Consider the following 16,204-nt stretch of genomic DNA (forward strand, 5'->3'; position numbering starts at 1 on the left):
AACACCATAGACGCTGTAACGGGTTGTTGCGCGGCGCGGCATCCTGCCGACCGACAATGAGTCGGTTAACCGCCCAGTGGTGCCGGATGCGGATGCATCACGGCGCGTTGTCGCTCCTCTTCGAGGAATTTCATGATGATCGGTGCCACCGCTTCGGCACGGGTAATCAGGAACAGATGACCGTCATCGATGATGTGCAGTTGAGCGTTGGGAATTCGCCAGGCCAGCAAACGCATGTTGATCAACGGGATCAGCGGATCGTCGTCGCCGGCCAGTACCAGGGTTGGCTGACTGATCTTGTGCAGCCAGTGGATGCTGGTCCAGCCAAAACCGGCGAACAGCTGCCAGTAGTAACCGAGCTTGCCCGCCGAACGCACTTTCGCCGCGTGGTTTGCAGCCAGGGTCGGGTCGCGACGGAATGAGCCGCCGTAGATCATCGGTGCAATGCGAATCACGTGGGACGGCTGGATGTAGCGCCGCGGGCTGGCCATCATCCACAGCACCTTTGGTTTGCCCGGGACCATCACCGCGCCCGCTGCCGTCGCCGCGAGCACCAGTTTCTTGCAGCGCTCCGGATAGTCAAAAGCGAACTGCTGGGCGAGGGCGCCACCCCAAGACACGCCGATCACGTTGACCTTCCCGTAGTCGAGATAATCGAGCATCCGCGCCGTCAGTTTGGCCAGGCCGGGAAAGCGATACGGCCGGCTCGGCGTCGACGAACCGCCGACACCGGGGACGTCGAAAGCGATGACTTCCAGGTCCGGGTCCAGCGCCGCGACGAACGGAAACACCAGCTCCAGGTTGGCGCCGATGCCGTTGAAAATCAGCAAGGGCGTCAAGTGAGGCTTGCCGGGGCGTACTGCCGTGCGGAGGGTCTGGCCATCCAGGTCGACGGTACGGAATATGAACGGTTGCGGCATGCTTCTGGCCCTGTGGGTGGATCGTGGTTCCTGACACACATCCTGTAGGAGCCGGCTTGCTGGCGATGCGTGCAACACCGTTTTCCAGTTTCAAGTGGTGATGCAATCGCCAGCAAGCCGGCTCCTACAGGTCTGTGGGTCTAGCGCTCGTGTACGTAAGTGCCTGGCGCCGCCTCGCCTGCCGGGTAGGCCTTGTTGCCCAGTTTCGCCGGGGCCTTTTTCAGTTCGCCTGAACGTTGAGCCTGCCAGGCCTGCCAGTGCAGCCACCAGGAGTCGGTGTGCTTGGTGGCGTTTTCTTGCCACTCATCGGCATTCGACGCCTTTTCGGTGCTGGTCATGTAACGGGACTTCGGATTGCCCGGCGGGTTCAGAATGCTTTGGATATGGCCGCTGCTGGACAGCACGAATTCAACGTTGCCGCCGAACAGTTGCGACGACTTGTAGCAAGACCTCCACGGGGTGATGTGGTCGTTGGTGCCAGCCAGGGAAAAGATGTCGGCTGTCACTTGCTTGAGGTCGATGGCGGTGCCGCACACTTCCAGTGCATTCGGGCGAATCAGTGGGTTGTTTTTGAACAGTTCGATCAGGTCGCCGTGGAACGCTGCGGGCAACCGTGTGGTGTCGTTGTTCCAGAACAGGATGTCGAAAACCGGTGGCTCGTTGCCCAACAGGTAATTGTTGACCCAGTAGTTCCAGATCAGATCGTTGGGACGCATCCAGGCGAAGACTTTCGCCATGTCGCGACCTTCCAGCACGCCAGCCTGGTACGAGTGACGCTTGGCGGCTTCCAGCGTTTGTTCGTTGACGAACAGGGCGACGTCGCTGTCCAGGGTGGTATCGAGCACGCTCACCAGCAGGGTCAGGGCGTTGACCTTGTTCTCGCCGATCGCGGCGTAGTGGCCCAGCAGGGCGGTGCAAGTGATGCCGCCTGAGCAGGCGCCGAGCATGTTCACGTCTTTGCTGCCGGTGATCGCAGTGACCACGTCGACCGCTTCCTTGAGCGCCTCGATGTAAGTCGACAGGCCCCACTCGCGCTGCTCCTTGGTCGGGTTGCGCCAGCTGACGATGAAGGTCTGCACGTTATTGCGCAGGCAGAACCGTGCCAGGCTCTTGTCCGGGCTGAGGTCGAAAACATAGAACTTGTTGATCTGCGGCGGTACCACCAGCAGTGGACGCTCGTGGACCTGCTCGGTGATGGGCTTGTACTGGATCAGCTCCAGCACATCGTTGCGGAACACCACCGCGCCTTCGGTCACGCCCAGGCTCTTGCCGACTTCGAAGGCGCCCATGTTGACCTGGCTCGGCATGCCGCCGTTGTGCACCATGTCCTTGGCCAGATGCGAGAGGCCGTCGAGCAGGCTCTTGCCGCCGGTTTCGAAAAAGCGTTTGACTGCCGCCGGGTTGGCCGCGCTGTTGGTCGGGGCCATGGCTTCGGTCATGAGGTTGATCACGAAGTGGCCGCGAGCCGCGTCATTGGGTGTGAGGTTGCTGTGGTCGATCCAGTCGTGGAGTTCCTTGCGCCACGCCAGGTAAGTTTGCAGATAACGTTTGTAGAGCGGGTTCTGGCTCCAGGCCGGATCGGCAAAACGTCGATCATCACTGGTCGGTTGCAGGGCTGATTTGCCGAACAAAACGTTCTTGAGCTCAAGGCCGAAATGCGCGACATGCTTGGCGCTGTGCACCGGTTGTTTGATGGCCTGCCTGAGAACCATGCGAGCAGAAGCCAGTAGATCCTTTCCACGCAGCCCAACGACAGGATTCAGTCCCAAGGTGTTTTCCGAGGCCTGATACTTCAAGTCATCGTTATTCTTGTTACTCATCTACGACGCTCCATTGTCCTGAGACGAGTACCGGGGTCCTGCTGTGCAGTCACACAGCCAATGCCAGGTACTACTGCTCGGGTGACCGTTAATTCTGCATCGCTGCTTTTTCGTTCGCAGAGGGCACTGCAGGGAACTTGCCAGCTCCATTGGTTACCCGAGTTTAATTTTTTTCGCAAGCAGGCCAATGACTGACCTCGCGGCCAAGCATTCAAACAGATGAAATTAGAAAATGCCTTCTAAAGAGCAAGAGGCTCAGGCTAGAGCATTAGCTTGACGACGGATTCGTTCGGGTCGCGGGTTTTTCCGGCCGCTTTGAGCTCGGCAAGATAATCCTCCCAGAGTGCGTCATAACGTCGCCCCAGCTCGTAGAGGTATTCCCAGGTGAACAGGCCGCTGTCGTGGCCGTCGTCGAAGGTCAGTTTCAGTGCGTACTGACCGGCCGGTTCTATCTTGGTCAGTCCTACGTTGATCTTGCCAAATTGCAGGATAGGTTTGCCGTGGCCCTGGACCTCGGCGGAAGGAGAATGCACGCGCAGGAATTCGGCGGGCAGGGTGTATTCCTCACCGGACGCGTATTTCAGCGACAGGGTTTTCGAGGCTTTGTGCAGCTTGATGTCGGTGGGGATTTGGGTCGTCATGGGGCCGATCTTCCGTCGTATGGAGGCCCTGTGTCGGCGGGTGATCCTGTGGCGAGGGAGCTTGCTCCCGCTCGGCTGCGCAGCAGTCGTAAAGCCGGAGAATGCGGTCTGTTTGATGAACCGCATTCGCCGGTTTCGGGGCCGCTTCGCGACCCAGCGGGAGCAAGCTCCCTCGCCACGGAAGCCCGCTCACACAGAATGTGACCTACAGGATATAACGGGACAGGTCTTCGTTCTGCGCCAATTCGCCGAGGTGGCTGTTGACGTAGTCGGCGTCGATCTGGATGACCTTGCCGTCATGGCTGCTGGCCAGGTCGCCGGCACTGAACGACACCTCTTCCAGCAGGCGCTCAAGCAGGGTGTGCAGACGACGGGCGCCGATGTTCTCGGTTTTTTCGTTGACCTGCCAGGCGATCTCGGCGATGCGCTTGATGCCGCTCGGCTGGAACTCGATGCCCAGGCCTTCGGTTTTCAGCAGTGCGCAATATTGCTCGGTGAGCGATGCATGCGGCTCGCTGAGGATGCGTTCGAAGTCTTCCGGCGACAGCGCTTTGAGCTCAACACGAATCGGCAGGCGACCTTGCAGCTCCGGCACCAGGTCGCTCGGCTTGCTCAAGTGGAACGCACCGGAAGCAATGAACAGAATGTGGTCGGTCTTGACCATGCCCAGTTTGGTGTTGACGGTGCAGCCTTCGATCAGTGGCAGCAAGTCGCGCTGCACGCCTTCGCGGGATACATCGACGCCACCGGAATTACCGCGCTTGGCGACCTTGTCGATTTCGTCGATGAACACGATGCCGTGTTGCTCGACGGCTTCCAGGGCCTTGGCCTTCAACTCTTCATCGTTGACCAGGCGGCCGGCTTCTTCATCGCGCACCAGTTTCAGCGCTTCCTTGACCTTGAGCTTGCGAGCTTTCTTTTTGCCCTTGCCCATGTTGGCGAAAAGGCTTTGCAGCTGGTTAGTCATTTCTTCCATGCCCGGTGGCGCGGAGATATCGACGCCGGCCATTTCGGCGACTTCGATTTCAATCTCCTTGTCATCCAGCTGACCTTCGCGCAGGCGCTTGCGGAACAGCTGACGGGTGTTGGAGTCCGCCGTCGGGGTGTCGTCGTTGCTGAAACCCATGCGCGGCGGTGGCAGCAGCGCGTCGAGGATACGTTCTTCGGCAGCGTCTTCGGCGCGGTGGCGAACCTTGACGATTTCCTGTTCGCGCAGCAGCTTGATCGCGGCATCGGCCAGGTCACGAATGATCGATTCAACATCGCGACCAACGTAGCCGACTTCAGTGAACTTGGTCGCTTCGACCTTGATGAACGGCGCATTGGCCAGTTTGGCCAGGCGACGGGCGATCTCGGTTTTACCGACACCGGTCGGGCCGATCATCAGGATGTTCTTTGGCGTTACTTCAACGCGCAGCTCTTCAGGTAGCTGCATGCGGCGCCAGCGATTGCGCAGGGCGATGGCGACGGCGCGCTTGGCATCGTCCTGGCCGATGATATGGCGATTGAGTTCGTGGACGATTTCACGGGGAGTCATGGACATAGTATTTAAAGGACCTCAAGCAAGAATGAGCCGTGGCACGGGGCCGAATCAGGCTTACTCGGCGCAGTCCTGCTCCTCAATGGTCTGGGTGTGGTTGGTGAATACACAGATGTCGCCGGCGATACCAAGGGCGGTTTCGACGATTTCGCGGGCCGACAGGTCGGTTTTCTTCAGCAGGGCGCTGGCGGCAGCCTGGGCATAGGCGCCACCGGAGCCCATGGCGATCAAGCCGTCTTCCGGCTCAACCACGTCACCGTTGCCGGTGATGATCAGGGAAGCGTCTTTGTTGGCGACGGCGAGCATGGCTTCGAGGCGGCTCAGGGAGCGATCAGTACGCCATTCTTTGGCGAGTTCGACGGCGGCGCGAACCAGATGGCCCTGATGCTTTTCAAGCTGGCCTTCGAAGCGTTCGAAGAGGGTAAAGGCGTCAGCGGTGGCGCCGGCAAAACCGGCAATGACCTGACCGTGGTACAGGCGGCGAACTTTTTTCGCGTTGCCTTTCATCACGGTATTGCCAAGGGAAACCTGGCCGTCGCCGCCCATGACGACTTTGCCGTGGCGGCGAACTGAAACGATGGTGGTCAAGGGAAGAGTCTCCACGCAGCGGGGCGAAAATGCCTTATGCCCATTCATATGGGGGTGGTGGAGTGGATTTCAACTGTGGGATGCGGCGGGGGACGAGCGGTGCGAGGCAATGGTGATCGACGCTGAAACAATTGTGGCGAGGGAGCTTGCTCCCGCTTGGCTACGAAGCAGCCACAAACCCGGTCTGATCGGTCTGTCTGATGGACCGCAGTTACAGGTTTTGGGAGTGCTGCGCACTCCAGCGGGAGCAAGCTCCCTCGCCACAAGGCGGTCAGCGGCTTTGGCGTTGTTGTAACAACAGGTTGCTGAATCCGGCGCCAGCCAGTTGTTTCTGCGCGGTGGTCAGTTGTTCGCGGTTGCTGAACGGTCCGACGAGAACGCGATACCAGGTTTCGTCCTTCACCGTGCCGGATTCAACCGCCACGGCCTGGCCGAGCAGGATGATCTGCGCCCGCACCTTGTCCGCATCAGCCTCCTTGCGGAACGAACCGGCCTGCAGGAAGAACTTGGTCACCGGCGCGGCCTTGGTCACGGGCGGCGCTGGCGGCGGCGTAATTCCGGCCAGAGCTGCCTGAGCGCGAGCGGTGTCGATCTTCGCCGCTTCGGCCGGGGTCACCGGCGTGGTCGGAATGGCCGGCACTTGCGGCGTCGGCAGGGTTTTTTCCGGCACGGCATCCGGCGGCACGATGACTTCCGATTCCGGCAGCAACGTGTAGAAGTCGTACTTCGGCTTCACCGGTTGAGTCGGGCTCGGCGGGGTTTTGTTGGCCTCGGCGATCTTGGTAGCTTTCTGCTGTTGCTCGATCTTCTCGCGCTTGACCGTGTCGCTGCCCTTGCCCGGTTCCAGTTTCATCAGGAACACGATGAACGCGCCGACCGTCAGGCCGATGGCCATCCACAGCCAACCCGGGATCGGCTGCTTCGCTGGAGCTTGGTAACGGCTGGCGCCACGCTTGGGTGCAGGTTTTTTCTTGGCAGCCAACTTACATGCGCTCCAGTGTTTCCAGGCCCAAGAGTTCCAGGCCTTGCTTGAGAGTACGTCCGGTCAGCGCGGCGAGGCGCAGGCGGCTCTGCATTTGTGCCGGGGTCTCGGCGGCGAGGATCGGGCAGTTCTCGTAGAAGCTGGAGAACAGGCCGGCGACGTCGTACAGGTAGGTGCAGAGAATGTGCGGCGTGCCTTTCTCGGACACGTTGTTCAGGATCTCGCCGAACTGTGCGAGTTTCGCCGCCAGCTCGTGTTCATGCGCGGCTTCCAACACGATCTGGCCTTCGACTTCGCTGAAGTCCTTGCCGAGTTTGCGGAACACACCGGCCACACGGGTGTAGGCGTACAGCAGGTACGGCGCGGTGTTGCCTTCGAAGTTCAGCATCAGGTCGAAGTTGAAGCTGTAGTCGCTGGTGCGGTGTTTGGACAGGTCGGCGTATTTTACTGCGCCGATGCCAACGACCTTGGCGATGTTGCGCAACTCGTCCTCGGCCAGCTCCGGGTTTTTCTCTTTGACCAGGTTATAGGCACGTTCCTGGGCTTCGGTCAGCAGGTCGATCAGCTTCACGGTGCCGCCATCACGAGTCTTGAACGGACGGCCGTCAGCGCCGTTCATGGTGCCGAAGCCCATGTGTTCCATTTCCATCGGATGGGTCACGAAACCGGCCTTGCGCGCCACGGCGAACACTTGCTGGAAGTGCAGGGCCTGACGCTGGTCGACGAAGTACAGCGCGCGGTCAGCCTTGAGCTTGCCGCTGCGGTAACGCACGGCCGCCAGGTCGGTGGTGGCGTAGAGGTAGCCACCGTCAGCCTTGACGATGATCACCGGCAGCGGGTCGCCATCGGCATTCTTGAATTCGTCGAGGAACACGCACTGGGCGCCGTTGCTCTCGACCAGCATGCCTGCCGCCTTCAGATCGTTGACCACGTTGATCAAGTCGTCGTTGTAAGCGCTTTCGCCCATCACGTCGGCCATGGTCAGTTTGACGTTGAGCAGTTCGTAGATTTTCTGGCAGTGCGACAGCGAGATGTCCTTGAACTTGGTCCACAGCGCCAGGCAGTCCGGGTCGCCGGCTTGCAGCTTGACCACCAGCCCGCGAGCGCGGTCGGCGAACTCTTCGGATTCGTCGAAGCGCCCTTTGGCGGCACGGTAGAAGTTTTCCAGGTCCGACAGCTCGTCGCTGGTGATCGGGTTTTCCTGCAAGTAGGCCATCAGCATGCCGAACTGGGTACCCCAGTCGCCGACATGGTTCTGACGGATCACTTCGTCGCCGAGGAACTCCAGCACGCGGGCCACGCCGTCGCCGATGATGGTCGAGCGCAAGTGGCCGACGTGCATCTCTTTGGCCAGGTTCGGGGCCGAGAGGTCGACCACGGTGCGCTGCGCCGGACCGGCCTTGCGTACGCCGATATGCTCGTCAGCCAACGCAGCGTCCAGGCGCGTAGCCAGGGCTTGGGTGTTCTGGAAGAAGTTGAGGAAGCCAGGGCCGGCGATTTCGGCCTTGCTGACATTTTCGTCAGCCGGCAGCGCGGCGATGATTTTTTCCGCTAGATCGCGCGGCTTCATGCCCGCAGGCTTGGCCAGCATCATGGCAATGTTGCTGGCGAAGTCGCCGTTCTTCTTGTCGCGGGAGTTTTCCACCTGGATCGCCGGCGACAGGCCTTCAGGCAACACACCTTCGTTGACGAGTTGGGTGATGGCTTGTTGGATCAGCTGGCGAATGGTGTCTTTCATGGTCTTCTCTTTCGACCGCAGGCGCGGCGGCGCATCATGCGCTGGTGGAAAAACTGGGCATTATCCGTTCCCAGAGCGGGCTTGCCAACCTTAGCAGGCAGGTTGTGGATGTGTGGTGACAAATCAACCGCTATCGCGGGCAAGCCCGCTCCCACAGGGATCCTGGGTGTTCACAATTATGTGCCCTTCAAAAAACCCTGTGGGAGCTGGCTTGCCAGCGATGGCGGCCCCACTATCAATACAAATCGACCGGGTCCACATCCAAAGACCATCGCACCGCCCGCCCGCTCGGCATCTGCTCCAGCACCAGCAACCAGCTGGCAAGCAACCGATGCAGCGGCGCCCGGGCGGTCGCCTGCAATAACAACTGCGCCCGATAACGTCCGGCCCTGCGCTCCATCGGCGCTGGCACCGGACCCAGCAGTTCAATGCCGGTCAGATTTTGTTCAATCAGCAAACGCTCAGCCTCGCTGCACGCTTCATCAAGAAATCCTTCTGCCTGCCCCGGTTTGTGCGCTTCGGCCCGCAGCAACGCCAGATGCGCGAACGGCGGCAGGCCCGCTGCGCGACGCTCACTCAAGGCCTGTTCGGCAAACGCGAAGTAGCCCTGTTCGGTCAATTGCACCAGCAGCGGATGGTCGGCCAGGTGCGTCTGGATGATCACTTTGCCCGGTTCTTCCGCACGCCCCGCGCGCCCGGCGACCTGGACGATCAACTGCGCCATGCGCTCGCTGGCGCGGAAGTCGCCGGAGAACAGCCCGCCGTCGGCATCGAGAATCGATACCAGTGTCACCCGTGGAAAGTGATGTCCTTTGGCAAGCATTTGCGTGCCGATCAGAATGCACGGCTGACCCTTTTGAATGGTCGCGAATAATTGAGTCATTGCGTCCTTGCGTGACGTGCTGTCGCGGTCGACCCGCAACACCGGGAAATCCGGGAACAGAATCTGCAGGCGCTCTTCGGCCCGTTCAGTGCCGGCCCCCACCGGGCGCAGATCGACCTTGTTGCACTTCGGGCACTGGCGCGGCACGCGTTCGACGTAGCCGCAATGGTGGCAACGCAGTTCGCCATAGCGCTGGTGCACGGTCATCCGAGCATCGCAGCGCTGGCATTCGGACATCCAGCCGCAGTCGTGACAAAGCAGGGTCGGCGCGAAACCACGGCGATTGAGAAATACCAACACTTGTTGCCCGGCCGCGAGCGTCTGCCCGATGGCTTGCTGCATCGGCCCGGAAATACCGCTGTCCAGCGGACGACTTTTTACATCCAGGCGCAGGAAGCGGGGTTGCTTGGCGCCACCGGCACGCTCGTTCAAGCGTAGGAGGCCATAACGTCCGGTGTAGGCGTTGTGCAGGCTTTCCAGTGAAGGCGTGGCGGAGCCGAGCACAATCGGAATGTTTTCCTGCCGGGCGCGCACCAGGGCCAGGTCGCGGGCGTGATAGCGCAGGCCTTCCTGCTGTTTATAGGAGCCGTCGTGCTCTTCGTCGATGATGATCAGGCCAGGGTTCTTCATCGGAGTGAACAGCGCCGAGCGGGTGCCGATAATAATGTCGGCCTCGCCATCGCGGGCGGCGAGCCAGGCTTCGAGGCGTTCGCGATCATTGACCGCGGAGTGGATCAGCGCGATGCGCGCATTGAAACGCTGCTCGAAGCGCGCCAGGGTCTGCGGACCGAGGTTGATTTCCGGGATCAGCACCAGGGCTTGTTTGCCGGCCTCAAGGGTTTCGCGGATCAGTTGCAAATAGACTTCGGTCTTGCCGCTGCCGGTGACGCCGGCCAGCAGGAATGCGTGATAACTATCGAACCCGGCGCGAATTGCTTCGTAAGCCGCCCGCTGCTCCGGGTTGAGTGGCAGCTCCGGTTGCGCCAGCCAGTGTTCGTGGCGCGCGCCGGGGGCGTGCTTGCGGATCTCGACCTGCACCAGATCCTTGGCCAGCAACAGATCGAGGCTGTCCTTGCTCAGCATCAATTTACTCAGCAACTGATGGGCGACACCATGGGGATGCTGGGCCAATGTCGCCAACGCTTCACGCTGACGCGGTGCGCGGGCGATGCGCGGGTCATCGAGGCTGGCGCCGGCGGCGGCGGACCAGAAGCGTTCCTGGCGCGCTTCCGCCAGTTCGCCTTGGCGCAGCAGTACCGGCAACGCCCAGCTCAAGGTGTCGCCGAGGCTGTGCTGGTAATACTGGGAAGTCCACAGGCACAGCTTGAACAGTGCGGGTGGCAATGGCGGCGTGGCATCGAGCAGGGCCAGGGCGGGTTTGAGTTTTTCCGCCGGGACTTCGCTGGTGTCGGCGATTTCCACCAGAATCCCGATCATCTCGCGTCGGCCGAACGGTACCCGCAGGCGCATGCCGGGGTGCAACTGGGCGCGCAATACACCGGCCGGCGCGCGATAGTCGAACAGGCGGCGCAGCGGTGAAGGCAAGGCGAGGCGCAGAATGGCGTCGGGCACGCGGGGGGATCTCTTTAAGCGGGCAGAAAGAAAGGCTGAGCGCGACCCCTGTGGGAGCGGGCTTGCCCGCGAAGAGGCCTTTTCAGGCGGCATCTTCATCGGCTGACAGGACGCTTTCGCGGGCAAGCCCGCTCCCACAGGTTTGTTTGCAGATGATCAGCGTTTGGGTCGGGAGCCTAGCAGACGACCGGTTTGAGCGACAGCTTGCGTGATTGGCATTGTCTGGTAGAATCCGCGGCCTAATTACGTGCGGTATTCAACAATAGTGTTGGGTGGCGGCACGCTAGCCTGAGGAAGACACCATGAAAGCTGATATCCATCCAGAATACCCAGCAGTTGCTGTTACCTGCAGCTGCGGCAACAAGTTCGAAACCCGTTCGACCTTCGGCAAAGCCTTGGCGATCGACGTTTGCAACGAATGCCACCCGTTCTACACCGGTAAGCAAAAGACTCTGGACACTGGCGGCCGCGTTCAGCGCTTCGCAGACCGTTTCGGTGCTTTCGGCGCGAAAAAGGCCTAAGGCCACTCAACTTGGGAAGCCGTTCCGGTTTTTCCATGCTGATGAAAAAGGCGTCCCTTGCGGGCGCCTTTTTTGTGTCCGCGATTTGGCTCTCCGGCGCCCAGGCCTTCTGCCCGGCGCCGTCCGGGCTGACTTCCGTCGCGGTGCAGCGGGTGGTGGATGGCGACACACTGCGCCTGAGTGATGGCCGCAGTGTGCGCATGATCGGCCTGAATACGCCGGAGCTGGGCAAGAAAGGTCGCTCCGACGAGCCTTTCGCCGTGGCGGCGCGTAAGCACCTCGAAGCCCTGGTTGCCGCGAGTGATGGGCGTGTCGGTTTGCTGCCCGGCAAAGAAAGCAAAGATCACTATGGCCGTTCCCTGGCTCATGTCTACGGTGCCGATGGCGCCAACCTCGAAGCGCAAATGCTCGCAGAAGGCCTTGGTTTTCAGGTGGCGGTCGCACCCAATGTCGATCTGGTCGCGTGTCAGCAGGCTGCCGAACAGAGTGCGCGCCAAGCCGGGCTCGGCGTATGGCGCCAGTCACCTGTACTGAAAGCGGAGCAGATCAGTGCGTCCGGTTTTGCTGTGCTCAGCGGTCGTGTGAGCAAGGTTCAACGCAATCGGGGCGGGGTTTGGATTGAATTGCAGGATTCAGTTGTATTGCGCGTTGCGCCCAATTTATTGGGCCACTTTGACGTCGGTTCCCTTGAAAGCCTCAAAGGCAGAGAAGTAGAGGCTCGCGGTTGGGTGCTGGATCGATCCCGCCGTGGCGGACTCAAGGAAGGGCAACCGCGCTGGATGTTGCCATTGACCGACCCGGCCATGGTTCAGGTGGCTAAGTAAGAAAAAATTGTAGACATTTTTTCTGTCGATTGTGAACAGTCTATCCCTTATGTTCCGCGGCTCTTGGGCCAAAGTCGTAGGGCAGGGCGCTTGACAGGGGTGACCGGTCAGTCTTGTGGGGATTTTGTGAGGCGCGTATCCTCGCTGACCAGTCTGTCCAACAGTAAAAGCGGAATGCCCCCATGTCTGATTTGAAAACTGCCGCTCTCGAATATCACGCCCATCCTCGTCCAGGTAAGCTGAGTGTCGAGCTCACCAAGGCCACCGCTACCGCCCGCGACCTGTCGCTGGCCTACAGCCCCGGCGTAGCCGAACCAGTACGCGAAATCGCCCGCGATCCTGAGCTGGCGTACAAATACACCGGCAAAGGCAACCTGGTTGCAGTCATTTCTGATGGCACCGCGATTCTCGGCCTGGGTAACCTCGGCCCATTGGCTTCCAAGCCAGTGATGGAAGGTAAAGGCGTGCTGTTCAAGCGCTTCGCCGGCATCGACGTTTTCGACATCGAAGTCGATTCCGAAAGCCCGCAAGCCTTCATCGACACCGTCAAGCGCATCTCCATCACCTTCGGTGGCATCAACCTGGAAGACATCAAGGCACCTGAGTGCTTTGAGATCGAGCGCGCTCTGATCGAGCAGTGCGACATCCCGGTATTCCACGATGACCAGCACGGCACCGCCATCGTTACCGCCGCCGGCATGATCAACGCCCTGGAAATCGCTGGCAAAACCCTGCCAGAAGCCAAGATCGTCTGCCTGGGTGCCGGTGCTGCCGCCATCTCCTGCATGAAATTGCTGGTGAGCATGGGCGCCAACATCGAAAACATCTACATGATCGACCGTACCGGCGTGATCCACTCCGGCCGTGACGACCTGAACCAGTACAAGGCTGTTTTCGCTCACGCGACCGAAAAACGTACCCTGGCAGACGCTCTGCAAGGTGCTGACGTGTTCGTCGGCCTGTCCGGTCCGAACCTGCTGAGCGCTGAAGGCCTGCTGTCCATGGCGCCTAACCCGATCGTGTTCGCGTGCTCGAACCCTGATCCGGAAATCTCCCCGGAGCTGGCGCACGCCACCCGTAACGACGTGATCATGGCCACCGGCCGTTCGGACTACCCGAACCAGGTCAACAACGTACTGGGTTTCCCGTTCATCTTCCGTGGCGCCCTGGACGTTCGCGCCAAGCGCATCAACGAGGAAATGAAAGTGGCCGCAGCCAACGCCCTGCGCGAACTGGCCAAACTGCCAGTGCCTCAGGAAGTGTGCGACGCCTACGGCGGCATCAAGCTGGAATTTGGTCGTGAGTACATCATTCCGAAGCCAATGGACGCCCGCCTGATCACCCTGATCTCCGATGCCGTGGCTAAAGCCGCCATCGAGACCGGTGTTGCGACCCTGCCGTATCCGAAGAACTACCCGCTGAAAAGCGTGGATGACGTGTTCAACGGCTAAGTAGCTACGTTATAAAAAACCCGGCCATTGGCCGGGTTTTTTTATGGGCGGACGATCAAGAGATCGCAACCTTCGGCAGCTCCTAGAGGGGGAACGCATTCTCCCTCTAGGAGCTGCCGAAGGCTGCGATCTCTTGATCTTGCCTTGCAATAAAAAGCCCCGCTCTTCTCTCGAAGGCGGGGCTTTTGGGTTGCGTTTCACAATCAGAACAAATCGATCGGCGCCGCTTCATCCGCCGGCAACGGGCTGCCCGGCGCATTGCCGTTGCCCAGTTCATTCACCGATGGCGGCGTGTCTTCGGCCTTGAACAGCTCGAAGTAGGCCCCAGGCGTGCCCGGCGTGGCCGCACGGCCGCTGATCGGGTCCACGCGAAGGCTAAGAATGCCTTCCGGCTCAGGCTGCGTATGAGGTGGCAGGCCTTTGAGCGCGGCGCCCATGTAGTTCATCCATATCGGCAGCGCGACGGTGCCGCCGAACTCCTTGCGACCCAGGCTTTCAGGCTGGTCGAAGCCGGTCCAGACGGTGGTGACATAATCGGCGTTGTAGCCGGAGAACCAGGCGTCCTTGGACTCGTTGGTAGTACCGGTTTTGCCGGCGATGTCGCTGCGGCCCAAGGCCAGTGCGCGACGGCCGGTGCCAAGCTTGATCACGTCCTGGAGCATGCTGTTGAGGATGTAAGTGGTACGGCCATCGACGATGCGCTCTGCCACGGCCGGCGCTTGTGTCGCCGGTTGGGCACTCAGTGCTGCTTCTGGCGAAGCGTTGACTGTGAAGGCCTCGGCGGCGGGCGCGGCGATGCCGTCGGTAGCAGCGCCACCCTTCGGAACGCTCGGCGGGTTGGCGACGAATAGCGTATCGCCATTGCGACTTTCGATCTTGTCGATGATGTAAGGGGTGATCTTGTAGCCGCCGTTGGCGAAGGTGCTCCAGCCGGTGGCGATTTCCATCGGCGTCAGGGTCGCGGTGCCCAGCGCCAGGGATAGGTTCGGCGGCAGATCCTGCTTGTTGAAGCCAAAGCGGGTGATGTAGTCGATGGTTTTGCCAACGCCCATCGCTTGCAGCAGGCGGATCGACACCAGGTTGCGCGACTTGTAGAGCGCCTCACGCAGGCGGATCGGGCCGAGGAAGGTGTTGGTATCGTTTTTCGGGCGCCAGACCTTGTCCAGGTACTCGTCGACGAACACGATCGGCGCATCGTTCACCAGGCTGGAGGCGGTGTAGCCGCTATCCAGCGCGGCGCTGTAGACGAACGGCTTGAAGCTCGAACCCGGCTGGCGCTTGGCCTGAAGGGCGCGGTTGTAATTGCTCTGCTCAAAGGCGAAACCGCCGACCAGCGAACGAATGGCGCCATTCTGCGGATCAAGGGAAACCAGCGCGCCCTGAGCCTGCGGGATCTGGCTGAATTTCAGCGAGTTGTCCGGCTGACGCTGCACGCGAATCAGGTCACCGACCTGAGCCACATCCGACGGCTGCTTGGGGTTGGCGCCCATGCTGTTGGTGTTCAGGAACGGGCGAGCCCATTTCATGCTGTCCCAGCTCACTTGCTCGCTACCGGTGCGGGTCAGCACTTGCAAACCACCCTTGTCGACCTGGGTGACGATGGCTGGTTCAAGGCTGCTGATGGTGCGTTGCTTGGTCAGTTCAGTCGCCCAGGCTTCGCGCGTCTTGCCTGGCAGGCGCGACTCGGGGCCACGATAGCCGTGACGCTGGTCGTAGGTCATCAAGCCTTCGTGGAGGGCCGTGTTGGCCATTTCCTGGAGATTGCTCGGTACTGTGGTGGTGACGCGAAAACCTTCGGTGTACGCGTCGCTGCCATAACGGCCGACCATTTCCGCGCGGGCCATCTCGGCGATGTACGGCGCGTTCACTTCCGGTGTCGGTACGTGATAGCTGGCGTTCAGCGGTTCGTTGATGGCGGCGGTGTAGTCGGCTTCGGTAATTTTGCCCAGCTTGTACATGCGCCCCAGGATCCAGTCGCGACGCTCCTTGCTGCGGGCCGGGTTGGCCAGCGGGTTGAAGCGCGACGGAGCTTTCGGCAGGCCGGCAATCATCGCCATCTGCGCCAGGCTGACGTCACGAATCGATTTGCCGTAATAGACCTGCGCCGCCGCCTCGATGCCGTAGGCGCGGTTACCCAGATAGATCTTGTTGACGTACAGCTCAAGGATCTCGTCCTTGGTCAGTTGCCGTTCGATTTGCAGGGCCAGCAGGATTTCCGTGGTTTTGCGCGAGAAGCTGCGTTCGCTGGTCAGGAAGAAGTTCTTCGCCACCTGCATGGTGATGGTGCTGCCGCCGGACTGGATGTGTCCGCTTTTTACCAATTGGGTGGCGGCACGCATCAGGCTGCTAGGGTCGACGCCGTAGTGATTGGCGAAGTTGTCGTCTTCAGCACTTAGTAACGCATTAATGAAATTGGGCGGAATGTCGGCGAAACGGATCGGAGTACGGCGCATTTCGCCAAATTCTGCGATCAACTTGTTGTCGCTGCTGTAGACCCGCAAAGGAATCTGCAACTGGATGCTTCGTAGCGCCTCCACGGACGGCAATCCGGGACTAAGGTAAAGAAACGCCCCGCTCAGACCCAAAAGCAGTCCGCAGAAAATCGCGACGATGGACCAACCGAAAAACTTCAGCAGACGAATCAAGGCTTTTGGATATCCAGGGCAAAAAATGAATTAGGCATCAGGGTTCAGGCTAAAGGAGAACGACCCGCGCTTGCGAAAA

General features: G+C 60.5%; 12 protein-coding genes. 3 read left to right on the top strand and 9 right to left on the bottom strand.

Annotated features, from left to right (window positions below; all coding sequences use genetic code 11):
* Positions 1 to 65: 65 nt before the first annotated feature.
* The 8 genes from phaZ to NL64_RS13740 form a co-directional block, all read right to left on the bottom strand.
* Positions 66 to 920, bottom strand: coding sequence for a poly(3-hydroxyalkanoate) depolymerase (gene phaZ / locus NL64_RS13705; protein WP_034148601.1), 855 nt, complete (start codon positions 918 to 920; stop codon positions 66 to 68).
* A 140-nt stretch (positions 921 to 1,060) separates the two neighbouring features.
* Positions 1,061 to 2,740, bottom strand: a complete 1,680-nt coding sequence (gene phaC, locus NL64_RS13710; RefSeq protein ID WP_034148602.1) for a class II poly(R)-hydroxyalkanoic acid synthase — start codon at positions 2,738 to 2,740, stop codon at positions 1,061 to 1,063.
* A 260-nt stretch (positions 2,741 to 3,000) separates the two neighbouring features.
* The gene (locus NL64_RS13715; protein WP_034148603.1) at positions 3,001 to 3,381 is read right to left on the bottom strand and encodes a gamma-butyrobetaine hydroxylase-like domain-containing protein; all 381 of its coding nucleotides are present in this window, start codon (positions 3,379 to 3,381) and stop codon (positions 3,001 to 3,003) included.
* A 205-nt stretch (positions 3,382 to 3,586) separates the two neighbouring features.
* Positions 3,587 to 4,924, bottom strand: a complete 1,338-nt coding sequence (gene hslU, locus NL64_RS13720) for an HslU--HslV peptidase ATPase subunit (protein ID WP_034148604.1) — start codon at positions 4,922 to 4,924, stop codon at positions 3,587 to 3,589.
* 54 nt (positions 4,925 to 4,978) lie between these two features.
* The gene (hslV, locus tag NL64_RS13725) at positions 4,979 to 5,509 is read right to left on the bottom strand and encodes an ATP-dependent protease subunit HslV (protein WP_007975582.1); all 531 of its coding nucleotides are present in this window, start codon (positions 5,507 to 5,509) and stop codon (positions 4,979 to 4,981) included.
* A gap of 271 nt (positions 5,510 to 5,780) precedes the next feature.
* Positions 5,781 to 6,491: an SPOR domain-containing protein gene (locus NL64_RS13730; RefSeq protein ID WP_034148605.1), complete on the bottom strand. Its 711-nt coding sequence runs from the start codon at positions 6,489 to 6,491 to the stop codon at positions 5,781 to 5,783.
* A gap of 1 nt (position 6,492) precedes the next feature.
* Entirely contained in the window at positions 6,493 to 8,229 is a 1,737-nt protein-coding gene (argS, locus tag NL64_RS13735; RefSeq protein ID WP_034148606.1) for an arginine--tRNA ligase, read from the bottom strand.
* A gap of 235 nt (positions 8,230 to 8,464) precedes the next feature.
* On the bottom strand, positions 8,465 to 10,684 hold the full coding sequence (locus NL64_RS13740; protein WP_034148607.1) for a primosomal protein N': 2,220 nt from the start codon (positions 10,682 to 10,684) through the stop codon (positions 8,465 to 8,467).
* Positions 10,685 to 10,986: 302 nt separating this feature from the next.
* On the opposite strand from NL64_RS13740, the gene rpmE reads away from it, so the two are divergent.
* From rpmE to NL64_RS13755, 3 genes are all read left to right on the top strand, one after another.
* The gene (rpmE, locus tag NL64_RS13745; protein WP_008047849.1) at positions 10,987 to 11,205 is read left to right on the top strand and encodes a 50S ribosomal protein L31; all 219 of its coding nucleotides are present in this window, start codon (positions 10,987 to 10,989) and stop codon (positions 11,203 to 11,205) included.
* Between the two features lie 35 nt (positions 11,206 to 11,240).
* Positions 11,241 to 12,029 (top strand): thermonuclease family protein, encoded by a 789-nt coding sequence (locus NL64_RS13750; protein ID WP_034148608.1) that lies wholly within the window; start codon positions 11,241 to 11,243, stop codon positions 12,027 to 12,029.
* Positions 12,030 to 12,211: 182 nt separating this feature from the next.
* Positions 12,212 to 13,480, top strand: a complete 1,269-nt coding sequence (locus NL64_RS13755; RefSeq protein ID WP_034148609.1) for a malic enzyme-like NAD(P)-binding protein — start codon at positions 12,212 to 12,214, stop codon at positions 13,478 to 13,480.
* Between the two features lie 203 nt (positions 13,481 to 13,683).
* Here NL64_RS13755 and NL64_RS13760 read toward each other — a convergent pair whose 3' ends face one another.
* On the bottom strand, positions 13,684 to 16,122 hold the full coding sequence (locus tag NL64_RS13760) for a penicillin-binding protein 1A (RefSeq protein WP_437176917.1): 2,439 nt from the start codon (positions 16,120 to 16,122) through the stop codon (positions 13,684 to 13,686).
* Positions 16,123 to 16,204: the final 82 nt, after the last annotated feature.

The organism is Pseudomonas fluorescens (assembly GCF_000802965.1).
Classification (GTDB): domain Bacteria; phylum Pseudomonadota; class Gammaproteobacteria; order Pseudomonadales; family Pseudomonadaceae; genus Aquipseudomonas; species Aquipseudomonas fluorescens_A.

What these genes read in the sequence shown, in the direction of transcription:
- phaZ (WP_034148601.1), bottom strand. Translation starts at nt 920, where the DNA reads ATGCCGCAACCGTTCATATTCCGTACCGTCGACCTGGATGGCCAGACC.
- phaC (WP_034148602.1), bottom strand. Translation starts at nt 2,740, where the DNA reads ATGAGTAACAAGAATAACGATGACTTGAAGTATCAGGCCTCGGAAAAC.
- NL64_RS13715 (WP_034148603.1), bottom strand. Translation starts at nt 3,381, where the DNA reads ATGACGACCCAAATCCCCACCGACATCAAGCTGCACAAAGCCTCGAAA.
- hslU (WP_034148604.1), bottom strand. Translation starts at nt 4,924, where the DNA reads ATGTCCATGACTCCCCGTGAAATCGTCCACGAACTCAATCGCCATATC.
- argS (WP_034148606.1), bottom strand. Translation starts at nt 8,229, where the DNA reads ATGAAAGACACCATTCGCCAGCTGATCCAACAAGCCATCACCCAACTC.
- rpmE (WP_008047849.1), top strand. Translation starts at nt 10,987, where the DNA reads ATGAAAGCTGATATCCATCCAGAATACCCAGCAGTTGCTGTTACCTGC.
- NL64_RS13750 (WP_034148608.1), top strand. Translation starts at nt 11,241, where the DNA reads ATGCTGATGAAAAAGGCGTCCCTTGCGGGCGCCTTTTTTGTGTCCGCG.
- NL64_RS13755 (WP_034148609.1), top strand. Translation starts at nt 12,212, where the DNA reads ATGTCTGATTTGAAAACTGCCGCTCTCGAATATCACGCCCATCCTCGT.